Origin of the sequence: Wolbachia endosymbiont (group B) of Ablattaria laevigata, from assembly GCF_964277395.1 — a bacterium.
GTDB lineage: Bacteria > Pseudomonadota > Alphaproteobacteria > Rickettsiales > Anaplasmataceae > Wolbachia.
The window spans coordinates 279,423-302,971 of record NZ_OZ195519.1; the positions used below are offsets into that span (position 1 = coordinate 279,423).

The window sequence follows — 23,549 nt, forward strand, 5'->3', positions numbered from 1 at the left end:
GAGAGTAAAATTGAGTTGTTAATATATGTGCTATTTGATATTATAAAAATAACTATTACATAAGATTTTCAATAAAAAGACATTCTGTTACTAATCCAAGTGTAGAAGAAAACGGTTATTAATTAGCAAACCAAGCCCTTCAGTAAGCGCATCTCTTCAGGTGCTCTTTTTTTCTTTTTTATATATAAAAAAATTAGATAGTATTGTGAGTGCGGTTTTTTCTGTGTTCTGATGCTTTTCAATTCTATAGCTTTTGTATTGAATTTCCTTTTTTTACTACTATTTCTCTATATTGTTGTAAGAAAGAACAGAAAATTTAGTGAGAATCTTGAGAAGAATTTACTTAAAGTAGAACATGAACTTCAAGAGGCAAAACAGTCTTTAGTAGATAAAAATAAGGAAATAGTTGATTTGAAAGTGAGGAACGCAGAACTTGAAGTAATTCTTCAAAAAGAGCGTGAAGAAAAGAAAAAGGAAATAGAATTACTAACAAAAGCAGAGGAGAGGCTTACGAACACTTTTAAAGCACTTTCTCTTGATGCTCTTCAGGTAAACAATAATAATTTTCTGAACTTAGCAAAAGAAGTGATCGATAATAAGCTAAAAGAAACAGAAAGTGACTTCAAAAAAAGGCAAGCAACGATCAACGAAGTTATCACTCCAATAAAAGAAAAATTAGAAAAATTCGACAGTGAAATACGTGAGCTAGAGAAGGAGAGGGTAGGGGCCTATGAAGGTTTAAGGGAGCAAATTGGAGCATTAATGAGTCAAACCTCTAACCTTGCTAACGCCCTGAGGAAACCTCACATTAGGGGTAAGTGGGGTGAAATGCAGCTCAAAAGAGTGGTAGAAATGGCGGGAATGGTTGAATATTGCGATTTTTTTACTCAAGCTTCAGTGGTTGATAAAAATGAGGATAATTTGTTACGTCCTGATTTAATAATAAAAATGCCATCAGGAAAGCAAATAATAATAGATGCTAAAGTGCCACTTGATTCTTATATGGATGCTATGTCACAAAATGATTTGCAGATACAAAGGGAAAAGTTGAAGAATCATTCTCTGGCGATAAAAAAACATATAAACGATCTAGGCAGAAAGGAATATTGGAACCAATTTGAAAATACGCCAGAGTTTGTGGTGCTTTTTTTAACAGGAGAAGGGGTTTTCAGCGCAGCACTAGAATGTGAACCAGCTTTGATAGAAATTGGAATAGAAAAAAAAGTAATTATTGCAACACCAATCACTTTAATCGCGCTACTTAGGGCAGTAGCCTATGGATGGAAGCAAGAGATGATAGCTGAAAATGCAAAGAAAATAAGTGAACTAGGCCATATTTTATATGAGCGAATCTGCACAATGGGCGAAAATTTTGATAATTTACGCAGAAGCTTAAAAAGTGCTGTTGATCATTACAATAAAACTGCTGGTTCGCTTGAGGCAAGAGTGTTTCCTGCTGCCCGAGAATTCAATAAGCTTGGTATACATGCAAAAAATAAAGAACTCACTGCTGCAAAAGAGTTGGAATCTTTACCACGCAGTTTACATGCTGAGAGGTTGAAAGTAGATTAGTATTTCAGGTCTCCTTAACTTACATTTGCTGATTAAAACAACTTTCTAAAAATTTTTTTTATATAGCTCAATTTCTGCACATCATTTGCTGCATAAACAGGTATAGTTTGTTGCTCAGTACCAGGTATTTCTACAAAAATTTTGCCCACTTCTTGACCTTTTTTAATTGGTGCGGGTACCATATCTTTATACTCAATACGCACTTTAATTTTATCATGTAATCTGCGGTTATAAGTTATGGTAACATCGTTTGCAACTGTAACGGGCACTTTTTTATCTTTTCCATAAACAATATTTATTTCTTCAACTACGCTATCCTTAGCAAATATTTTCTTGGTATTAAAATGATTTAAGGAATATTGTATTAGTCTTTTTGCTTCCTCTATTCGCTCTTTCTCGGTGTCCAAACCATTCACGACAGCAAAAATTCTTCTATCGTTCCGTTTTGCAGATGCTATAATGCCATAACCACCAGCACTTGTATGACCTGTCTTTAGACCATCAACTCCAATATCATGGAAAAGTAAAAGATTTTTATTTTTTTGTACAATATCGTTATATGTCAAATATTGTTCAGAGAATAGATCATAGTATTCAGGAAAATCAGTAAAAATCCTTTTTGCCAGTGTTACCAAGTCTTTTGCGCTCATAAAATGGTTTTCATCTGGCCACCCGCTTGAGTTAACAAAATGACTATCATTAAGATTTAAATCTTGTGCAACTTCATTCATTTCAGCAACAAAATTCTCCTCTGATCCTGCAATACCCTCGGCTAGCGCTATGCATGCATCATTACCTGAGGCAATTGTAACTCCTTCAAGTAGTTCTTTTACCGTAACAAATTGACCTTCTTTCAAAAACATAGAAGAGCCTTTCCTTTCCCATGCTTTTCTACTTACTCGAAATTTATCTTCCATTTTTATTATTCCAGCTTTTAGATAATCAAAAGCTACATATAAAGTCATCAATTTGCTCATTGAAGATGGGGCCATTTTTTCCCTGGAATTGTGTTCAAAAATGAACGAGTCTGAAGCTAAATCTAAGACAATTGCTTGCTTTGCTTTGGTTCTAAACTGATATGAGTATGAGTAAAAAGGAAATATAAAAATTAATAGCAAAGTTACTAATTTGCTTAACATATTTATAATTTTAAATTTATAGTGTACTAATTAATAGTATGATTTTGCACGAGCATTTCAATAGATCTCTCGCATAAAACTTCCTTGACAAACTGCGCCAGCCCCCTTATTATGACAATAAGAGTATTTATCCTTGTTTTCGATCCGCGCGGGTTCAACAACAAAAATTCAGTAAAAAACTCAGATATTTATTGGCAAATTACATAAAAATTATAGCGGCTGCATGTCTTTTTTATTTTTTCTACATTCAGCCAAAACGCGCTTATTTTAAGCGTTAGCACATTATTACAGCGCCAATTTACATTATTATAGGGTCAAAACTCGTTACACGGGGATTTTTTTGCCTTTTTTTTCGCTTGGTAAATTTCTTAATATTTACAGCTAAAGCTTCAGGCCAGCACTTGATGCTGGAAATTTTTTGAGCACAAAAGTTATGCAAGGTTTTTGTTGGTAAGAAACCAGTGTCAAGCACTGGGATGACATAGAAGGAGCACTGGGATGACATAGAAGGAGCACTGGGATGACATAGAAGGAGCACTGGGATGATATATAGAAGGGACACTGGGATTGAGGCTACTTGAATGACAAGAAGGAGGGAGCAGGGGATGACAAGAGAGGGGCTACTTTCATTTGCTGTCTTCAAAAATTTACAATTATGCTTCATGTGTTTTATTAAATATTTTACTTAAAAATTCAATTTCTTATTATAAGAGATAAGCAATTCATGAATAATGAAAGATTACAAAAAAGGTCATAGAAAGCGCCTAAGAGAGAGAATTATTTTAGATAACGGACAATCATTACTTGATTATGAGATTTTAGAACACATTTTATATTCAGCATATAGTAGAATCGATGTAAAGCCAGTAGCAAAGAGTTTGATAGAAAATTTTGGTAGTTTAAATAAGGTTTTTAATGCCGATTTAGAAGCACTGCAAAATATTAAAGGAGTTAATAATGCAGCCATATCTGCTATCTTTTGTGTGAAACAGGCTTTTGTTCGTTCTGCACGAGAAGAAATAAAGGACTTACCTATAATCAATAATTGGGAAAAATTGCTTGATTATTTAAAAGCAAGTATAGGAAGCCTTAATAAAGAAAATTTTCGCGTTATCTATATGAATAAAAGATATCAACTATGTTTAAAAATTTTTTATTTGTGTAATTTTGCAACTTCATATGGGCAATAAACCCCTGCTTTGTCGTATAAGAATAGAATTTTATATCAAACAGCTACTATAGTATTTTCTAAAATGGATGATAAAGTTCCATTATGGTATTACCAACCAAAAGCTGTAAGTCTGTATATTTATACATGAGAGGTCTGAGGCGGCTTTTGATGGTATGCCAACAGTATTCTATAGGATTCAAATCTGGTGAATATGTTGGAAGATACAGCAAATGACAGCCAAAAGACTCTATTAATGATTTTGTTTTAGTGGTCTTATGAAATGTAGCATTATCCATAACTATAGTTGTGCCAAGTGGCAATGTAGGTAATAACATCTTCTCCAACCATGTATTGAATACCTCTTTGTCACACCCACCTTTGAAAGTCATTGGTGCAATAAATCTCTTTCCAATCCACCCGGCTACTATACTGATTCTCTCTCGAGTTCTCCCTGGAATATCTGCATAAATTTTCTTTCCTCTTGGAGCGCGTCCATATTCTCGGTATAACTTATTATCAACTCCTGCTTCATCTATATATAAGATGCTGGAATGGTCTATTTTTGAGATTTTATCAATAAATTGCTCCCTATCTTCTTGATTGCGCTCTTGATATAGTGTGACTTTTTTTTAAAGTAATTTTTAGCTGTTTTAGTCTATACCAAATTGAGTTTATTCCAAATCCAAGATTTTGTTTCATCTCTGCCAGAGTATGATCTGGATTCTTTGTAACATATTCTTCGAGTATTTTGGGGTCTATTTTTCGAATAAAGCTACCGTTTTTAGATGGCTTGAGGCTTTCACCAGCAGCTTTCTTTTTTAACCAACGGTACAGAGTTGCTATTCCTATCTCCATAAGCTCTGCTACCTCAACCTTTGTCTTACCTTTTTCTATCATCAATACTGCCTTTTCCCTTAAATCCACACTATATGCCATTATAACTCAAATACTTTATTATACCTTTATCATTTACTTTAGGAAATACTATACCTTGCTTAAACCAATGAATATGTGCGTTTAGTGTGTGTGGACGCACATATTCATTAACTAATTTTAATTATTGCCATGTAAATTTCTAAACATGCAAATTAATTGCTTCTTTAAGTCTGGCATTGGCGATGACTATAATTTTACGCATAAGTGCAGTGAGTGCTACCATCTTTCTTTTACCACTATCAATAAGCTTACAATAAAAAGCAGCAAGTTCTGACTTGGAGTTTCTAGCAGCCATAGCAGCTGTGAAAAGCTTTGAACGAACGTTACTTCTTCCACCTACAATCCTTCGGTAACCAATAGCTTTACCACTTTCCTTAGGATGAGGTGCAACACCTGCAAGGCTTGCAATTTGCCTTTTGTTTAAGGAACCAAGTTCCGGTATAAGGCACAATAAACATTGAGAGGTTTTTCTACCTATTCCAGGAACTGTTTCAAGAATCTTCTGGTATCGGTTCAGTTCAGGGTTTTCATTGACTATTTTTTGTATAGCTTGATCAAGCTTTTCTACCTGATTATTGAGGAATTCAATAGTTTGTTGACAACTTTCCTTAATGTAATCATTTCCAGGAGTTTTAAGCCTATTTTTTTCTTGAACAAGCATTTTCGTAATATCATCACGGCGCTGACAAAGTGTAAATAAGGTGGTTTGTTCTTTTGAGATAGGTGTAAATAGCTGCAGACGTCCACAACGCTCAGCACCATATTGGGCGAGCGCTTTTGCATCCAGATTGTCAGTCTTTGCCAAAGTTCCATGAGATAGAATGAAGTTTTTAACTTGACGAGTATTAGCACGATGCACAGCAATGTTTCTGTCAATAAGAAAATACAATAAGCCAAGCTCATAGCCTCCTGTAGCTTCTAAAATTATCATGGAATTGGGTAAGATATTTGAAAATTTTTGGTAAAATTGTTTCCAGCCAGAACAACTATTGTCAAACTTGATAACACTTTTTTGTTCATTCACTGCAATAACAAATTCAAGTTTTCCGATATCAATGCCAATAAAATTTTGATAGGATATAACCATAAAGAACCTCGAGAGTTTAAGTTAAAATTTAAGATTGTAAACGGGTGCATATGTATGTCCCAAACAACTATTCAAACGTCTCGAAGGATAGGCTTGAGTACCTTGATATCTACGTATGTGTAATACTACCGTCTTACGGTCGCTCAAGCCTTTGATAACTATATTTTTTTATAGAGTTACCTTCCTTCTTGCTTCTTTTATATCATATTTCCAACTTACAATCGTCTAATAGCAGAAGATCTACAAAACTTTGGTACAATAGATCAAACTCCTCTTTATGTTAGAGAGATCATAAAACGCGCTCTTTTGATTGGCTCAACATCGATTGTAATATCCCACAATCACCCAAGTGGAGATATACAGCCTTCAAGTAGCGATATGTTTCTCACCAGACAGCTTGCAGAAGCTTGCAAAAGCATAGGAATAGAATTAATAGATCATATTATTATCACATTTAGTAGCTATTTTAGTTTCAAGGAAAATAGGCTTTTATTAGAGTAGATCTAAAATTGCTTTTGCCATTTTTCTTATTATGGAAGTAAATCTATACATGAGGTGTTTGCAGTGGAGCAAAATTTTCCTTCATGGAAGACAATGTGTGATTTAGGTGGCGTAATAGTGGCAAATTGAAAGAAATACATGGTATTTGCCACTATTAGAAATCTCCTGTTTTGATAAGACTTATGAGGTCTTTATTGGTTTTTTGAATTTTGTTGAAGCACTCACATGCTTACTCTAATATTTTGTTCACAGAGCCTAGTTAGCTCAATTTCAACGTTAATTTGTGAAGCTCTGAGTTCTGTTAGGGGATTTTCTGGTTGAATATCTAGCTTATTCTGTATGTTCGGTAAACAAATTAAAGCCGAATCAAAAATTTCATCATACTGCTCTGCTTCATGCACACAATTGATTATTTCCTTCACATCTTGCGGCGTATCTTTTAATATTGCTCTTATTTGGTTTAGGTTTTGACGAATTTTTTCCTGATATCCAGCAATTCTCTCTTGATATATATCAATCATTTTTTGACATGAGGTACCTCTAAATGGATGTTCTTTTTTCTCTTTTATGTAAGAACTTTGAAAATCTTTACAGTTAAGGATTGCTTCTCTATGTTTTTTTATGTCATTAATTGCACTGACTATCGACTTATCTATTTTCTCCAAGTTTCCTTCCTGTTCTTTTCTTCCAATTATACTTTTGGATTCATTCTTCGCCTGGTTCATTTTATCAAATAGGTTTTTGCATTCTTTATAAGATACCATTGGTTGTAACATTCCTTCTTCTATACATTTATTGTAAAAATTCTTCAACTCATCGCTTGATAGTATTCGTATAGCATCTTCCCTTTTACCTTGTGATTTAGGATACTTTTTGTTCAGTGAACTAATATAATTTAATAGGAAACTCTTAGTTAAATCTTCCTTTTTAACTTCTGATAATTTTTCTAGTGTTTCTATATATTTCAAAGTTTCCGCAAAAAGCTGTGCACCAGATGTAGCAAATCCTGGCAGTGGTTTGCTCTGCGCCTTATAAAAATCGGTTTGTAAAAAATCTTCGGCTTGTTTTTTTATTACTGAAAGTTCATTGAAGGCTTTTTCTGGATTGATTTTTTTTAAAATACTAGTAGCTTTTTTAATCGCTCTTTCTCTCTTTTTATTATCTTGTTTTTCGTTTAAGATTAAGCTTTCAGCTTCAGTAAAAGCATTCCCTTGGGCACTTTTGGCAATATTACAAACAACGTTTTTTACAACTTGCTTAGTTGCTACATAATCTATTTCCTTTGTAAAGCAATCAATAAATAGCTGCCAAATTTTTTTGTTAACGGACTTACTTGTCTTATGTTCTAAATCTTCTACATCTTTGAATCCTAAAATAGTATAGAGATTTTTTTCAATTATTGGTTCAGCATGTTGTTTTGCCACTTTACCTTTTATATTGAATAGAAATTCACTAATCTTAGTTGTGCTCATAATATTACCTCACAATATTAATGTTATATAATATAAAGTATAAAAGCTTAATGCTTAATTTTTACTTACTATTAATATAATTGAAGATTAACTTTGTTCCTATATTAAAACTTTAACTCCCAATTTATTATTAGTAATATCATTATATGAATCTTATGCCTGAATTTGGGAATATATCGCTACTCATAGCCTGTTTGTTATCTTTAACGTATTTGTTTCTACCGTTTAGTTCTTACCGATTCGTCTCCTCTGCCATATTTTTTTGTGTGTCAGCATCAATGGCTATTTTGATCTACTGCCACATTAAAAATGATTTCTCACTTGAAAACGTATATTACCACTCACACACAACAAAACCTTTAATCTATAAGATTTGTGGTGTTTGGGGAAATAAAGAAGGGTCTATGTTGCTTTGGACCTTAGTGCTTGTCATGTATTTATTACTAATGGATATTTATATACCTTCTGTCATCCCAGTGCCCAGACACTGGAATTTAATTGCAAATGAGTACATCAAATGGCAGTGTAATAAAAACTGGATTCCAGTGTCAAGCACTGGAATGACACCAGAACGAACTAATGGTAGTAAATTAAAAAAAATATCTCTTATCACCCAAGGCTTGATTTGCTTTTGTTTTTTACTGTTCACTTTACTTGAATCCAGCCCCTTCACTAAAATGCCAGGCATTGAAACAGATGGACTGGGTTTTAATCCGATATTGCAGGATATAGGCCTTGCTATTCATCCACCGGTATTATATTTGGGGTACCTTGGATTTAGCGTTCCTTTTTCGCTCTCTATAGCTGGATTAATTTTAAATACTGAAGGAAATGTTTGGGCTAAAATTGTCAGGCCTTGGGTACTTATTTCTTGGTCGCTGCTCACTTTGGGCATCAGCTTGGGTAGCTGGTGGGCATATCGTGAACTCGGTTGGGGTGGATTTTGGTTTTGGGATCCAGTGGAAAACGTTTCTTTGATGCCGTGGCTAATTGCAGTGGCGCTGACACATTTGTTGCTCGTTGTACGAAATTTCAATACTTTAAGGAATTTTGCTATTTTACTTACGCTCACAACTTTTATATTGAGTGTGACTGGAACATTTCTAGTCCGCTCAGGAATACTTACCTCAGTGCACACGTTTGCAGATGACCCAAGATATGGACTGTATATATTAGCTCTACTTGGTGTAATTACAGTCAGTAGCTTAGTAATATTTGTAGTGTTTACGAGAAAGAATCACACATCTTTCCAGTATTCGATATTGGAATCTGAAAAGAAATCTGCTACTCAAGTGACAGAAGGTAGAAGATTCTTTTCACGCCTTACGATGATGCTGATGAACAATTTATTATTCATCACTGCCTTTTTCATCGTGTTCGTTGGCACTTTATACCCTACAGTGCTTGAGTATTTAACCGGTGAATTAATTTCAGTTGGAGCACCATATTACAATTCTTTATTTAACTCTATTGCACTAGCTATTCTAGTGCTCACCATGATAGGGCAATACTGCAGTTGGCAGGGAAATAGTCTATTGCCAATATTCCGTGAATATAGATTTTCATTTTGTAGTGCTGCAGCTATTTTGCCGTTTATCTTTCACATGGAGCTAATGATTGTGCTATCAATTACCATCTCCATAGCATTATTAATCTTTGTTTTAGAAGCATATAGTAAAAGAATTTGTTTATTTAAGGTAGCATTTGGTGAATCAATTTTATTAGCAAGAAGAGTTTCTAAGTCCTACTATGCAATGATGCTTGCTCATGCTGGAGTGGCAATTCTAGTGCTTGGTATATCTTATTCAGTTGGTTGGCAGGAGAAAAAAGAAAACTACTTGGGAATAGGAGACAGCATAACAGTCAATAAATTTAAAGTTACTTTACGAAATATTGAGCTAATAAAAGAAAAAAATTTCCATGCAGTGAGGGGTACAATGGATATCAGGAATTTGCTGAATAATAAGATATTAGGTGAAGTAACTCCTGAATATAGATTTTACCTTGCGGAAGGTCAGAAAAATGTTGAAAGCAGTATCTACCACAATTTATTTTCTGATATTTATGTTGTAATTGGAGAGATTGATAAGAGTAAGAGCAAAATCGCAGCTAAAGTGCACTATAAACCTGGAATGTCTATAATCTGGCTAGGATCCTTTCTTATCGCTTTTGGTTCGCTCCTTGCTGCTTTGCCTTCTAGCAAAAAAGTAGTTCCTTCAGTATCATAAAGTTTGCATTTTTTGGCAATTTAAACTTAAGCTAAGCAACACTAACCTTGCTAGCGAATTTTCTCTATGTTCTGTTGTACAATAGGAAATAAAGATATATTTTCTAATGAAGAACTTACATGATATATGGAATCTACTTCCTCAGGCCTTTTAAAATATCCCTGCTTAATAGCGTCGTAGACAGAAGAACCACCAAGCAAGCAGTTCTCACCTAACTCTTCTTTATAATTTTTAAACTTTTCCAATATTTCCTCCTTGTTACTCACTTCTACTATAATTTTTCCTTTATCTTGCACATCAGAATACAATCTAGCATCTACTTTTCCCAAATCAGTATGAAAAGTCAGTACTATATTACCTATAAGGTCAGTATAATTTCTTACCCCACCTTCCGTTAAAATTTCTGTCTCGCTTTCACCGATTGCTATCACGTCTCTTCGAAATTCTGTGCTTTCATCTGTTCCATTTATGATTTTTGCAACCTCGACTATACTATTCTTTGAGTATTTCAAGTAGAAAGTGAAGTTGTCCATTTTTGCCTCTTTTACCTTGCCAGTAGTTGCGTTTTTTGCAGCTTCCAAAAACCTTAGAGAATAATGTATATAGCTTTTACGTGCTTCTTTCAGATTAGCTTTGTGGTCTTTAAACTTCTCTAGTTTATCAATTACAATTATACTACTTAGAGTTTCAAATACTGCACCTCTTTTTACCAAATTACATACTATGCGACTAGCAACTTCTATGTCCCTTTCAACTTGAAAAATCTTTAATTCACTAATTCTTCTTATTACATAATCTGTAAAATTATACTTACTCTCATAAGTATTTTCATATATATTTCCCTCACAAGTAAGATTGAACCTTACCTTAGATTTTATAGCTTCATTTACAACCTGTTCTAGCTGATTTATGTCTTGAACTTCATTTAATTTATCAGAATATTTATCTGGATCTTGCTCATCTAGTAGAAAATCCTCCCCCCATAGATTTACACTTTTGCACAAATACTTTTTTCCATTATAGTCAACTTGTGTTTTTTTACGAAAAGTTCCATAAATAACATCATCAGTTAAAAAGTACTCTTTAATATTAAGGTTGGGATTATTAACTGCAAATTCTATTGGGGTTTTACCTTTTTTATCCTTTATATCAAGATTAGCTCCTTTCCTTAGAAGCAATTTGATAATTGTATCACAATGACCAGAACGAGTAGCATAATGTAAAGGTGTTCTTCCTGTGTCATCCTTTTCATTAGGATCAGCACCTGAATTCAACAGTAAATCTATGAATTCTCCCGCATTGCTACATTCCATACTTGATAGAATATGCAGTATTGTCAGTTTAGATTCTCCTCTTTTAAGGTTGAGGATGGTTTTTAGATCTTGATTACTTTTATGATCCAGTAAAAATTTTTTAATTTTTTCAACATCGTTCTTATAATCCTTATAAGTAACATGTGGAAAGTCTTTAAAAGTACTTAAGAATTTTTTATTCAACTCCTTCTGACTCTCTGTTAAGTTGGACATGTCAACAAGCCACGTAGATATCAGCTTACCAAATGCACCTCTTTCAGCAATATCAGTTAAAGAACAGTCATTGCGAAGTACCAGTGAGTATTTAATCAATTCATATTCATCATCCTCTTGTTGCTGTGTTTCTTCTGCTTTCTTAGAGTGCTTAAAATCATTTTTTATTAATTCAATCAAGAGCTTTAATGTGTTAAAACTTTTATGTCCCAATAAAGGATCTGCTTTGTTTTCAAGTAGAATTCTTGCTATTTCTGAATAGCCATTTCTAATAGCCCAGCATAACGGAGTACGCCCGTATTTATCCGCTATGTCAACAGCAGCTTCCTTTTCTATGATAGCTTTTACTATTTCCACTTGGCAATTTTCAGCAGAAACAGCATGATGTAATGCAGTACTCTCAGCCTGACTTACTGCATCAACATTAGCTCCCGTGTCTAATAGGAGTTCTACTATCTCTTTATTTGCATTGTGAGCAGCACAATGCAAAGGAGTACACCCATTTTGATCTGCTGTATTAACATTAGCCCCGTTTGCTATGAGAACTTTTATTATCTCTGTATAACCAAAGCGAACAGCAGCGTGTAAAGGAGTTATCTTAACTTTATCTACTGCATCAACATTAGCCCCCGTGTCTAATAGGAGTTCTACTATCTCTTTATGTCCATTGTGAGCAGCACAATGCAAAGGAGTACACCCATCTTGATCTGCTGCATTAACATTAGCCCCGTTTGCTATGAGAATCTCTACCACTCCTATACTACCACTTGCAGCAGCAAAGTGTAAAGGATTCCATCCATCTTGATCTGCTGTATTAACATTACCCCCTTTTTTTATTAAAAGCTCTGCTATCTTTACAAGATCATTTCTAGCAGCTATATGTAACAATGTACTTTGATCATCGAATGTATAATTTATGTTAAATCCATTATCTTGCTACTTTTTATACGTGTCTGGATCTTCTTTTTCCAATTCCTCTTTTACCCTTTCGATTATATTGTTCTCATTTAAGTCACTTATTGTCCTTAATATTTTTAACAACCGTTCATATTCCATAATTCTACCTCAAACTATTTGTTTTTGTACTATAGCTAAAAAAAATTATTGATCCATAATAAAATAACCAACACCAGAGTAAGTGGTTTGCTGCTAACATATTTAAAAATGTTATGAACTTAATAAGAGAAAAAAATACCCCTGTAATGGAGCAATATTTAAATTTGAAAGCTCAATACACGGATCATCTATTGTTTTATAGACTGGGCGATTTTTATGAATTGTTTTTCGATGATGCTATTAAAGCTGCGAAATTGCTGAATATAGTGCTAACCAAGAGGGGCAATTCAAATGGGCAAGAAATACCAATGTGTGGAGTGCCAGCACACAGTAGTGAGTCTTACCTGCACAAGCTAATAGATTTAGGATTCAAAGTAGCAATCTGTGACCAATTAGAAACTGTTGATGAAGCAAAAAAGAGGGGCTATAAATCCATAGTAAAACGTGATGTAGTGCGAGTTGTAACTCCAGGTACAATTATAGAAGATTCACTACTGGAGGATAAAAGCAATAATTATCTCGCATCCATAGTTGAACAAAATGACGAATATGCTATTAGTTGGCTTGAATTATCGACGGGAAAATTTTTTCACATTTTAACGAGTTTGAAAGCTCTAGATAGTGATTTATTGCGTATATCACCAAGAGAATTATTAATTTCTGAAAAATTCACTGAGGACGAAAAAATTAGATCGATTTTAAAAAATTATAAAATATCAATTACGCAACACGCACAGAGCTTTTTTGAGTATAGTAAATCTCACAGAACGTTATGCGAGTTTTATAAAATCAGGGAACTTGGGAGTATAGGAAATTTCAGCAAAGTAGAAATCATGGCGTGTGGTGCACTGCTTGAATATGTCAGAGTAACACAAAGGGGCTCCATTCCAAGGCTTGAATTCCCAAAAACCTATAAGCAACAAAATTTCATGCTTATTGATGCTTCAGCAAGGAGAAACCTTGAGTTGTTTTCAACTCAATTTGGTGAAAAGAAAGGTTCACTAATTTCAGTTATTGATCACACAGTAACAGCCTCTGGTGGACGCCTGCTCAAACAAATGCTCGCTTCACCCCTTGCTTGCTCTAAGGCAATTAATTTGAGGCTCAGCACCGCTCAATTTTTTGTAAATAATCATGAGCCACGCAGAAAAATACGAGAGATATTATCTAACATTCCAGATATTGAGAGGTCTTTATCGCGCTTAATACTAGGGCGTGGTTCACCAAAGGATATGAACCTATTAAAAATAGGCCTAGGAAAAACTTTAGAGTTGTCTGAGTTTCTGTCTACCTTGCATAATTATTGTTTAAGTGAAAAATCAGAAATTAACTCTCAGATGTCATTCCAGTGCTTGACCAGAGAAAAGGAATCAGTGTCTACTACTCAGGTGATAAGTAGTGACGAAAGTGAACTAAGCACAATACATAAAAGCCTTGGCAATCATAAAGACCTATTTGAACTGTTAAATAGTGCTATACTTGATAATAACCTCAGTTCCGTGAAAGAAGGAGGATTTATTCACTCAAAATACAACTCAGAATTATCTGAGTTATCCTACATATTAAATAATAGTAATAAACTAATAACCAAACTCCGTGAATCTTATCGCGACCTAACTGGTATTGCCGCACTTAAAATATTACATAACAACATACTCGGTTATTACGTTGAAGTGTCGGCAAATCACAAAATAACTTCGGATATATTTATTCATAGACAAAGCTTAGCAAATAGCATGCGCTACACTACTAATGAGTTGAAAGAACTAGAAAATAAAATTCTTACGGCACGTGATGCTGCAATCGGCTTAGAAATGAAAATTTTTAGTGAACTGTGTAGTGAAGTCGCTAAAGAATCTGAAAAAATTGCTCTTGCTGCAAATGCTTTGGCAAAACTTGATATTAGAACCGCGTTTGCAGAGCTTGCAGTGCAAAATAATTACGTAAAACCCATCATTGATGACAGCAAAGAGTTCAATATCTGTAGTGGAAGACATCCAGTGGTTGAAGTTAACGATAAATTCATTGCAAATAGCATCAATTTAGCTGGTATACATCTAATTACTGGTCCTAATATGGCTGGAAAAAGCACTTTCTTGAGGCAAAACGCTCTCATTGCAGTTTTAGCTCACATGGGGTCATTTGTGCCAGCAGAGAGTGCGCATATTGGAGTGATTGACAAGATATTCAGCAGGGTTGGCGCAACGGATAATATAACAGCTGGTTATTCTACCTTCATGGTAGAGATGATCGAAACAGCAACGATAGTAAATCAGGCAACGGACCGTTCCTTGGTGATACTTGATGAAATTGGTAGGGGCACAGGGGTGTATGATGGATTATCTATTGCACAGGCGGTGATTGAACATATTCACAATGTAAATAAGTGCCGCGCCATTTTTGCAACTCATTATCATGAATTGACTAAAGTAGGTGAATACTTAGAAAATGTGAAATGTTTTTGTATGAAAATAAAAGAATGGAAAGGAGAAGTCATCTTTTTACATGAAGTAATTGAAGGCATTGCAGATGAGTCATATGGAATACATGTAGCAAAACTTGCTGGTTTTCCTGATTCTGTTTTAAACAGAGCAAGAGAAGTATTTGAGGAGCTAAAGGCTTGAGGAAAGTAACATTATATTACTCCACAATTATGGAGTTTTAGCAATCTATGGCGCTTTAATTTTAGTCAGCTTTCTGAGTAGCTGAATTAACGTAGCATTGATCTATTGCCACATTGGTCAAGATTCCAATTCCACCACCTACAACTGCACCTACAGCTCCTAATGCTAGTTGAGTACCAATTCCAGCAGAAGACCCAATGATTAATGGAGCAAGAAAATATAATGCTAAAGCGCAAGTTATTGCAGCTACACTTATAACAGCCAGCTTTCTCGGACAAAAATTTTCTGGTGCCTCAGCACTAGATATGAATGATGATTTTACTAGATTTTTTCTACTTTCATGATCTAAAAAGCCACTCACTGTTCTCATTATAGGACGGGTAGAGCCGTCACCAGTCAAGTCAATTCTATCTTCCACTATATCATGAAGTTCTTTAACTTGAGCTTTATATTCGTCCCAGTAGACTGATAACTCTTGTTGGTCATTGAGAAGATCTGGTTTATTTGAAGTTGTTAACCAGTGTGAGTCATGTTCCAAAATATATCGAATTGTAGCTTTCCCTATATCTATATGCCCTTCAGTAATTGCATACTTTAAAACACCTTCTGCTTTTTCCCTTCCAACATTAAGATTAGCACCAGCTTTTATCAATAATTCTACTATCTTTGGAGAATTATGAAATATAGCAATATCTAAAGGGACCATCTCATTACAATCTTTAATATTTAAGTTTGCTTTTTGTTCTATTAAATAACTTATAAATTTTAAGGTTTCATCAGATTTTTGATCGTCTATGCCTTTATATTCGTAATATTTTCTAATTGCAAAACTCAACGCAGTTTCACCCTTCAACTCACTACCACCCATAATTAATCTCCGATAGCTTTTTACCTCTTGATTTATTAAATTAACATCCGCACCGTTTTCTATTAAAGCCTTAGCTCCTTTGAAATTGCTTTTTGCAATTTGCAGATGAAGTAAGTAACGACCAAGATGATCAGTTGCATTAGGATTTGCACCTTGTTCAATCAAATACCTTGCAATTTTATCATTAAATTTGTGATCATAAGTTGCAGATTGTAGTGGCTCAGGATTTTGCTGTAACTCATGTTTAGCTATTGATTTATTTATCTCACAGATTGATTTTACTAACCCTAAATTTCTTTTCATAATCGCCTTTTTGACTGCAGCGCTGAAACTTACACCTTGCTCTATTAAATACTTAGCTATTTCTTCATCAACAGCATCACCTAATAAATTTGTACCGCTTTGGGAATTAACGTCAGTAACAACATCTCGAATAATGGAACTATTTTTCTCAAAAATTGACTTTACTTTTTCTGAATCATTTTTGGTAACAGTATCAACAAGATCTTTTATTACAGCATCCACCCTCTTTTTTTTAGCCAACATTTCCTCTAATTCTTCAGAATTCATAAGTATACCTCAACACACACAATCAAAAAAATTATATCCAAATCAGAATTGTTTGTAAAGGATTTTTAGATATTAGCTTGCCCAAAGGTTAATTTATTTTATAATCTTTCTGTATTCTAGAAATTTCAATTAAATGAACTGCTATAAAACTCACGCGTGTAATGAATTAAGGAAGAATGATGTAGAAAAGGAAGTTACTCTCTCTGGGTGGCTGTACCGTAAACGTGACCATGGTAACCTAATCTTTGTTGATTTAAGAGATTTTTATGGAATTACTCAACTGGTATTCAATAATGACAAAGACTTTTTTGATGAAATTTCAAATTTAAAATCAGAAAGTGTGATTACTGTCACAGGAACAGTCAAAGCTAGAACTGAAGACACGGTAAATAGCTCTATTTCCACAGGAGAAATTGAAGTTATAGTTAGTAAATTACAAGTTGAATCGGAAGTTGAGTTCCACTGTGATGAAGAAATAGCAAAAGAAGAAAGGAGTATATTAGCAAGTATCGCCGGTGAGCAAGAATACCCAGAAAACATGAGATTTAAATATCGTTTTCTTGACTTAAGACGTGAAAAAGCCCGTAACAACATTATTCTGCGTTCACAGATCATTTCAGAGCTCAGGAGGCTCATGATAGAGCAAGGATTTTTGGAAATTCAAACTCCAATACTTACTGCCTCTTCTCCTGAAGGTGCACGTGACTACTTAGTGCCAAGCAGACTAAATCCTGGTAAATTCTATGCATTACCACAAGCTCCGCAGATTTTTAAGCAGTTGCTTATGGTTTCGGGGTTTGATAAATATTTTCAAATTGCACCTTGTTTTCGTGATGAGGACGCAAGGGCTGACCGTTCTCCTGGGGAGTTTTATCAGCTCGACCTTGAAATGTCTTTTGTGACTCAAGAAGATATATTTCAGGTTATTGAGTCTAGCTTATACAAAGTATTTGCCAAATTTTCTCGCAAGTCTGTCGATAAAGATTTTCCACGCATTACATACAAAGATGCAATGCTCAAATATGGCTCTGATAAGCCAGATTTGCGTAATCCGTTATTAATCAGCGATGTTACGGAAATTTTCCGTGATTCAGAGTTCAATATTTTCAAAAACAATATCGAGCGTGGTATGGTAGTGAGAGCCATTCCTGCTCCTAAAACAGCAGAAGAACCTCGTAGCTTTTTTGATAAAAAAATAGAACATGCACAAAAAGAATTCGGTGCTAAAGGTCTTGGATATATAACGTTCGATAAAGATGGAATTGCAAAAGGACCAATTGCTAAATTCCTTGATGACAATAGGTTAAATTCCATAAAAGAAATAACAAATATAGAACCTGGAGATAGTGTATTTTTTGCTTCTGATAAGGAAAATGAAGCAGCAATAATTGCAGGGAAAGTGCGTATTCTTTTGGGATCAGAACTAGGTCTTATAGATGACAATATCTTCAAATTCTGTTGGGTGATTGATTTTCCTTACTTTGCGTATGACGATAAAAGTAAAAAAATTGATTTCTTTCATAATCCATTTTCTATGCCACATGGTGGCTTGAAAGATTTAGAAGAAAAGAATCCACTGGATATCCTTGCTTACCAATATGATCTTGTTTGCAATGGAATAGAGCTGTCAAGTGGAGCAATTCGTAATAACAAACTAGATATTATGTACAGAGCTTTTGCCATTGCAGGCTACAGTAAAGAGGAAGTTGATACAAAATTCGGTGCACTTGTGCGTGCATTCAGATTCGGTGTTCCTCCTCATGGTGGAATAGCACCGGGGGTTGATAGAATGGTTATGCTACTTGCCGATGAACCAAACATTCGTGAAGTAATCTGTTTTCCTATGAATCAGCAAGGAGAAGATGTTCTAATGGGTGCTCCTTCTAAAGTGGACAATAAACATTTACGTGAGTTGTCTTTAAATGTTATTGAATAAAAATTTTTATAGCGGAGTGTGGTAAGCTGGAAGTCATGAACGATATTCAAAAAGCAATACTATCAAGCATAATCTGCAATATGATTATATGGTATGAAGTAACTCTGTTTGGAGTTTTAATGCATATAATAAGCAACGTTTTTTTTCCTTCAGAAAGTGATTATTTAAGCACAATCAAATTTCTTGCCAGTTTTGCAATTGGATTTGGATTTAGACCGCTTGGTGCGTTTATTTTTGGTTACATTGGAGATAAGTACGGTAGGAGGAAAATTTTGCTGACTTCCGTAACATTAGCTTCGATATCATCCACCGCAATTGCGGTCATACCAGGCTTTAAAGAAATAGGAATATTTTCTCCTATATTACTTCTGCTTTGTAGAATAATACAAGGAATGGCAGCAGGTGGAGAAACAAGTATCAATTCAGCTTTTTTAATAGAGCATTCAAGCGATAAAAAAAATCTAGGCTTTTTAGGTAGCATGAAAGCTTTTAGTGGTGCTCTTGGTTCTATTACATGCTTTGTAATGATAGCTGTTTGCAAAAAGTTTACAGGTGAAAATTATGAAATTTGGGGCTGGAGGTTGCTCTTCTATTTCTGCTCTGTTATGGGTGTAATAGGCTTTTTAATAAGGTACATAATGGAAGAGAGTCTAGCATATAAAACTCATGACCAAAATAAAAGCTTATCTAATTCTCCCTTTTTAGAATTAATCAAGAATTATAAAAGAGCATTTGTGATAGCAATTGGACTTGGCATTGCTCAAAACGCAATTGTTTATTCAGTAATCATGTTTTACAACATATCTGTAAAAGAGCTTATTCTTTCAGATATTGATATTAAAAATGTAGTAAGGATTATGGTTGAAATTACATTTGGGACGTCTGCAGTGCTGTTTGCAATACTGTCTGATAAAGTTGGAAGAAAAAATGTAATGATTCCTACATTAGTAGCTCTAGCTTGCGCCGGTTTGCCGGCACTTTCACTATTATCATATGATAACCACTATATTGTAACGCTCACTTTTCTATTGATAAGCGTACCGATAGGTGCATCTTTTGGAATATACAATTCTCTTGCCTGCGAGTTATTTCCAACAAAAGTTAGGTGTACCGGTTTCAGTTTAGCTCATAACATATCAGCAGGTATTTTTGGCGGCCTTTCTCCATCGATATGCATGTGGCTTATAGAAAAAACTGAAACAAAACTTGCAGCAGGCATTTATCTTACTATCTGTGCATTAATTAGCCTAATATCTGTACTTCAAATTAAAGCCAAAGATAGAAAAGTTGATTGGTGAAATCGTTTCAGTTGAAAGATAGCACTTCAATAGATTTTTCGATGTGCCTAGGGATAGGTGCAGTAATAGTGATTTCTTTATTGCTTGGTAATTTTAAAGATAAAGAATGCGAATGAAGGTGGATCTGATTTACTACCCCATCGATAAAAGCTTTTTTACCACCATATTTACCGTCACCAAGAATAGGGCAATTTATATGAGCTAAATGTGCACGCAACTGATGTGTCCTGCCGGTAATTGGTTGTAATTTTAAATAAGCAACATTATGTTTTAATCTTGATATAATTGAAAAATGCGTAGTGGCATTTTGAGGTGAGTCTTCATCAATAACTACTTTTTCTTGCCCTGAAATATATTTTTTCACCAACGGGTAGTCTATTATTCCATTATCTTTGCTCGGTATACCAGAAGTTAATGCTAGGTAAGTTTTTTTTATCCTCCGTCCTTTAAATTCTTCCATAAGGTATCTTGCAACACTGGCATTGCGCGCGAATATTATTACTCCGCTTGTATCTCTATCAAGTCTATGGACAATTTTAAATACTTCCCCTTCTCTTATTTGGTCAAGCAAGTCACTAATGCTAATTTTTACCTTTATACCGCCTTGAACGATTATTCCTGCTGACTTGTTTATAGCTAATATATACTCGTCTTCATATAGTATGTTGTCTCTCAGTAAATTTACTAATTTTTCATTATATTTACGATCAGAATTAGTGTTTTCAATATAATCTAAGTATCTTATCGTTATAGTTTGCCCAGAATTCACTCTATCGCTGGATTTTGCCGTGCAATTATCAACCTTGATTAATCCTTTCCTTAAAGACTTCTCAATTGCAGATTGTTTCAAATTGGGAAAAATTCTTCTGATGTACCTATCGAGCCTAACGTTATTGTCTTCTACTAATATAGTTTTGATACCTTCTGACATCTTACTTATAAAAATTTTATTGTGTAAACTAAAATCTAACATAGCTAATGTACTCCTCAGTTTCAGCTACTTGCATCGAGTGCTACGTGCTGGAATTTAGAGGATTATTTAACTCTTTATAACAGCTTCATATTTTCCTACAGCTGAGTAAAGTGGTAACAATGATAGTTTCTCGATCATAGAGAGGTGAGTATTAGGCTCTTTAGTACTAGGGCCTGGACACGCTTCAGTGTTAGGCCCTGACTTCATACACTCAATGCCGTTAGCTAAAGATGTTACTCTTCCTACATTAACATTTTTAGTGCGATATGACCACCTGTAAGGACTATGTAATATTTGTTCTTTTACTCCATCCATTTCATCTGGACACGCTTTAGTGTTAGTCCCTAACTGCACACATTTAATGCGGTCAGTTATAAGTGCTACTCCTTTTCCATTAAGTTTAGCGTTATACTGTAATTGTTCAATTTGATTAGCTTGATCTCTTATCATACGTTCAAAGCTGATAGATAGATTATGTGATTCTATTTCTCTCAACATATGTGATTCTATGTGTTGCACTGTCATTAATTTTTTGTTTCTGAGTATACTTGATTCTAAGTCAAGCTGTGTAAGTATAGCTATTGCTCTTTGTTCTGCTTCCACTAGAAGATTACTTATACCTTGACGTTCAGCTAAATCTCTTACAGTTTCACCACAGTGATCAGGCAATGAAGTATTTGCGCGATAACATAGTAAGGTCATTACTACTATCCAGTGTCTACGTTCGACAGCATAAGCTAAAGGAGATTGCCCAGAGCTATCCTGTGCATTAACATCTACTCCATATAAAATTAAGATCCTCACTACTTCCGGATGGTTATACTTGGCAGCTTTATGTAAAGCAGTTGATCCTAAATCATCATCTGCATTAGCATTTACTCCAGCTTCTAATAGAGCATGTACCATTAGTGTATCACCATGTCTGGCAGCACAACGTAAAAACTCAGCTCCCATCAATTTCATCACATCCTTCCATATTCCAAGTTGTATCATAGTAGTTACTGCTTCTAGATAATTATATGGACAAATAGAAAGTAATATTTTCTGTGAATCATTCGTCTCAATACTTGCTCCATGGGCTATTAGATAATACATTACTTTTCTATTGCCTTTTGTAGCAGCACAATTAAAAGGAGTCCATCCCCATGCATCCTTATGGTTAACATTTGCTCCATATTTTATTAAGAGCTCTACTGCTCCCACATTACCATTCGTAGCAGCAATATGTAAGGGAGATCGTCCAATTAAATTATCCTCTAGATTAACATCTGCTCCATGTTCTGATATGCACTTTAATAGGTCTTCTAATATTGAAATATCGTTCTTTGTAACAGCCCAATATAGAGGAGTCCATCCAAATACATCTACTATCTCAATATTTTTGTCGATATTCTTGTCGTTTTTTATTATACAATCCACCATTGCTCTATCAACATTTGCAACAGCAATATGTAAAGGAGTAAGTTTAAGCGCCCCATTCTTCTTAACATCTGCTCCATTATTCATTAAGAACCTTACTACTTCTTTATGGCCATTCCTGGCAGCTTCATATAAAGCAGTCAAGTTCATCAGATCTTCCACATTAGGATTTACCTTCTTCGTTACTAAGATTTTTATTATTTCTATATCGCCATTTGCAGCTGGCTGATATAAAGTAGTCCGTTGAGATGAATCCATACTATTAACATTTGCTCCATTTTTTATTAGCTCTGATACCATTTTTACATTGCTATTTTCAGCAGCCCAATGTAAAACATTCCATTGAAAAAATGGCCCTTTTGCGTTAATATTGATTCCTTTTGCTTTACACAGAGCATTGAATACATTCATCAAGTTAAAATCCATAGCTAAACACAATAATGCGTATTGATCATACCCACTATGTATATCGTAATTTAATGTAAACCAATAATTTACATTAAATCTAGCTTTCTTCCACTCGTGATACACATCTTTACTTGCTTTCTTTAGCTTCTCTATTGCCTCTAGTATCTTTTGTGTATCTAACATCACTGGCATTTTCTCTGATGTTTTTCGCACATTCAGTACATCTTCTGTCGTCACTGCTTTTGATTTTTCTGATGTCTCTTGTACACCTAACCTTTTTAGCATTCTTTTTACCATCTGTTGCGCATTTGATACCCTTGACTCCTTTAGTATCTTTTTTGCTTCTTCTTTTGTCTGCGGTACATTTACCACCTTTAGTCTCTTTTTTAATGGCTCTTGTGTCTCTTTTACTCTTGGAATCTTGCTTGATACTTCTAATCCATGCGATATCTCTTCTAACATTCTTGATGTTTCTGCTTGCCCTAGTATCTTTACTTCCTTTAATAGCTCTTTTATTCTTTCAATTACATTGTCTTTACTTAAATTTACCTCTTGATCAATTACACCTAATATTATGTTCCACTGTTCATATGTCATTACCATAGCTTTACCTCATACTATAGAGTATTTTTTGATGCTATATATTATGGTAGAATAGTCAACGCATTTTCCATAGCGTAACTTGAGAGTCTAAAAGGACTGTTATTAACTTACAGAAAACCAAGCTTGCCTGAAACCACTTAATTGATTATAATCATAGGTTTT

Annotated in this window: 16 protein-coding genes; 7 read left to right on the forward strand and 9 right to left on the reverse strand. The window is 34.4% G+C overall.

The features are described 5' to 3' along the window. The first annotated feature begins 231 nt into the window (after positions 1-231). Complete coding sequence (rmuC, locus tag ACICP1_RS01455; RefSeq protein ID WP_064085792.1) at positions 232-1,572, forward strand: DNA recombination protein RmuC; 1,341 nt, start codon at positions 232-234, stop codon at positions 1,570-1,572. A gap of 32 nt (positions 1,573-1,604) precedes the next feature. Here rmuC and ACICP1_RS01460 read toward each other — a convergent pair whose 3' ends face one another. Next, complete coding sequence (locus tag ACICP1_RS01460) at positions 1,605-2,711, reverse strand: D-alanyl-D-alanine carboxypeptidase family protein (protein ID WP_010405178.1); 1,107 nt, start codon at positions 2,709-2,711, stop codon at positions 1,605-1,607. A gap of 731 nt (positions 2,712-3,442) precedes the next feature. Between ACICP1_RS01460 and ACICP1_RS01465 the strand changes: the two genes are divergently transcribed. After that, positions 3,443-3,901, forward strand: a complete 459-nt coding sequence (locus ACICP1_RS01465) for a RadC family protein (protein WP_395460940.1) — start codon at positions 3,443-3,445, stop codon at positions 3,899-3,901. A gap of 58 nt (positions 3,902-3,959) precedes the next feature. Here ACICP1_RS01465 and ACICP1_RS01470 read toward each other — a convergent pair whose 3' ends face one another. The 3 genes from ACICP1_RS01470 to ACICP1_RS01480 all read right to left on the reverse strand — a co-directional run bounded on the left by ACICP1_RS01470 (position 3,960) and on the right by ACICP1_RS01480 (position 5,905). Beyond that, entirely contained in the window at positions 3,960-4,460 is a 501-nt protein-coding gene (locus tag ACICP1_RS01470; protein WP_213864029.1) for an IS630 family transposase, read from the reverse strand. A gap of 10 nt (positions 4,461-4,470) precedes the next feature. Then, a complete protein-coding gene (locus tag ACICP1_RS01475; protein WP_213864026.1) occupies positions 4,471-4,818 on the reverse strand; it encodes an IS630 transposase-related protein in 348 nt (115 codons plus the stop codon). Between the two features lie 139 nt (positions 4,819-4,957). Further along, positions 4,958-5,905, reverse strand: coding sequence for an IS110 family transposase (locus ACICP1_RS01480; RefSeq protein ID WP_395460941.1), 948 nt, complete (start codon positions 5,903-5,905; stop codon positions 4,958-4,960). Positions 5,906-6,109: 204 nt separating this feature from the next. Between ACICP1_RS01480 and ACICP1_RS01485 the strand changes: the two genes are divergently transcribed. Next, the gene (locus ACICP1_RS01485) at positions 6,110-6,406 is read left to right on the forward strand and encodes a JAB domain-containing protein (RefSeq protein ID WP_395461300.1); all 297 of its coding nucleotides are present in this window, start codon (positions 6,110-6,112) and stop codon (positions 6,404-6,406) included. A gap of 221 nt (positions 6,407-6,627) precedes the next feature. Here ACICP1_RS01485 and ACICP1_RS01490 read toward each other — a convergent pair whose 3' ends face one another. Beyond that, on the reverse strand, positions 6,628-7,878 hold the full coding sequence (locus tag ACICP1_RS01490) for a hypothetical protein (RefSeq protein ID WP_395460942.1): 1,251 nt from the start codon (positions 7,876-7,878) through the stop codon (positions 6,628-6,630). A gap of 146 nt (positions 7,879-8,024) precedes the next feature. Here ACICP1_RS01490 and ACICP1_RS01495 point away from each other — a divergent pair, with 146 nt between their 5' ends. Next, the gene (locus tag ACICP1_RS01495; protein WP_395460943.1) at positions 8,025-10,106 is read left to right on the forward strand and encodes a heme lyase CcmF/NrfE family subunit; all 2,082 of its coding nucleotides are present in this window, start codon (positions 8,025-8,027) and stop codon (positions 10,104-10,106) included. A 50-nt stretch (positions 10,107-10,156) separates the two neighbouring features. On the opposite strand, the gene ACICP1_RS01500 is transcribed toward ACICP1_RS01495, so the two are convergent. After that, complete coding sequence (locus ACICP1_RS01500; RefSeq protein WP_395461301.1) at positions 10,157-12,550, reverse strand: ankyrin repeat domain-containing protein; 2,394 nt, start codon at positions 12,548-12,550, stop codon at positions 10,157-10,159. A 251-nt stretch (positions 12,551-12,801) separates the two neighbouring features. On the opposite strand from ACICP1_RS01500, the gene mutS reads away from it, so the two are divergent. After that, positions 12,802-15,312 carry a DNA mismatch repair protein MutS gene (gene mutS, locus ACICP1_RS01505; protein WP_395460944.1) on the forward strand — a complete coding sequence of 837 codons (2,511 nt, stop codon included), beginning with the start codon at positions 12,802-12,804 and terminating at the stop codon, positions 15,310-15,312. Positions 15,313-15,373: 61 nt separating this feature from the next. Here mutS and ACICP1_RS01510 read toward each other — a convergent pair whose 3' ends face one another. Then, positions 15,374-16,750 carry an ankyrin repeat domain-containing protein gene (locus tag ACICP1_RS01510; RefSeq protein WP_395460945.1) on the reverse strand — a complete coding sequence of 459 codons (1,377 nt, stop codon included), beginning with the start codon at positions 16,748-16,750 and terminating at the stop codon, positions 15,374-15,376. 133 nt (positions 16,751-16,883) lie between these two features. Between ACICP1_RS01510 and aspS the strand changes: the two genes are divergently transcribed. Further along, entirely contained in the window at positions 16,884-18,686 is a 1,803-nt protein-coding gene (gene aspS, locus ACICP1_RS01515; protein WP_395460946.1) for an aspartate--tRNA ligase, read from the forward strand. Between the two features lie 35 nt (positions 18,687-18,721). Further along, positions 18,722-19,984 (forward strand): MFS transporter, encoded by a 1,263-nt coding sequence (locus ACICP1_RS01520; RefSeq protein ID WP_395460947.1) that lies wholly within the window; start codon positions 18,722-18,724, stop codon positions 19,982-19,984. Positions 19,985-19,991: 7 nt separating this feature from the next. Here ACICP1_RS01520 and ACICP1_RS01525 read toward each other — a convergent pair whose 3' ends face one another. Beyond that, a complete protein-coding gene (locus tag ACICP1_RS01525; RefSeq protein ID WP_064085499.1) occupies positions 19,992-20,915 on the reverse strand; it encodes an RluA family pseudouridine synthase in 924 nt (307 codons plus the stop codon). A gap of 108 nt (positions 20,916-21,023) precedes the next feature. Further along, entirely contained in the window at positions 21,024-23,387 is a 2,364-nt protein-coding gene (locus ACICP1_RS01530; RefSeq protein ID WP_395460948.1) for an ankyrin repeat domain-containing protein, read from the reverse strand. Positions 23,388-23,549 lie beyond the last annotated feature (162 nt).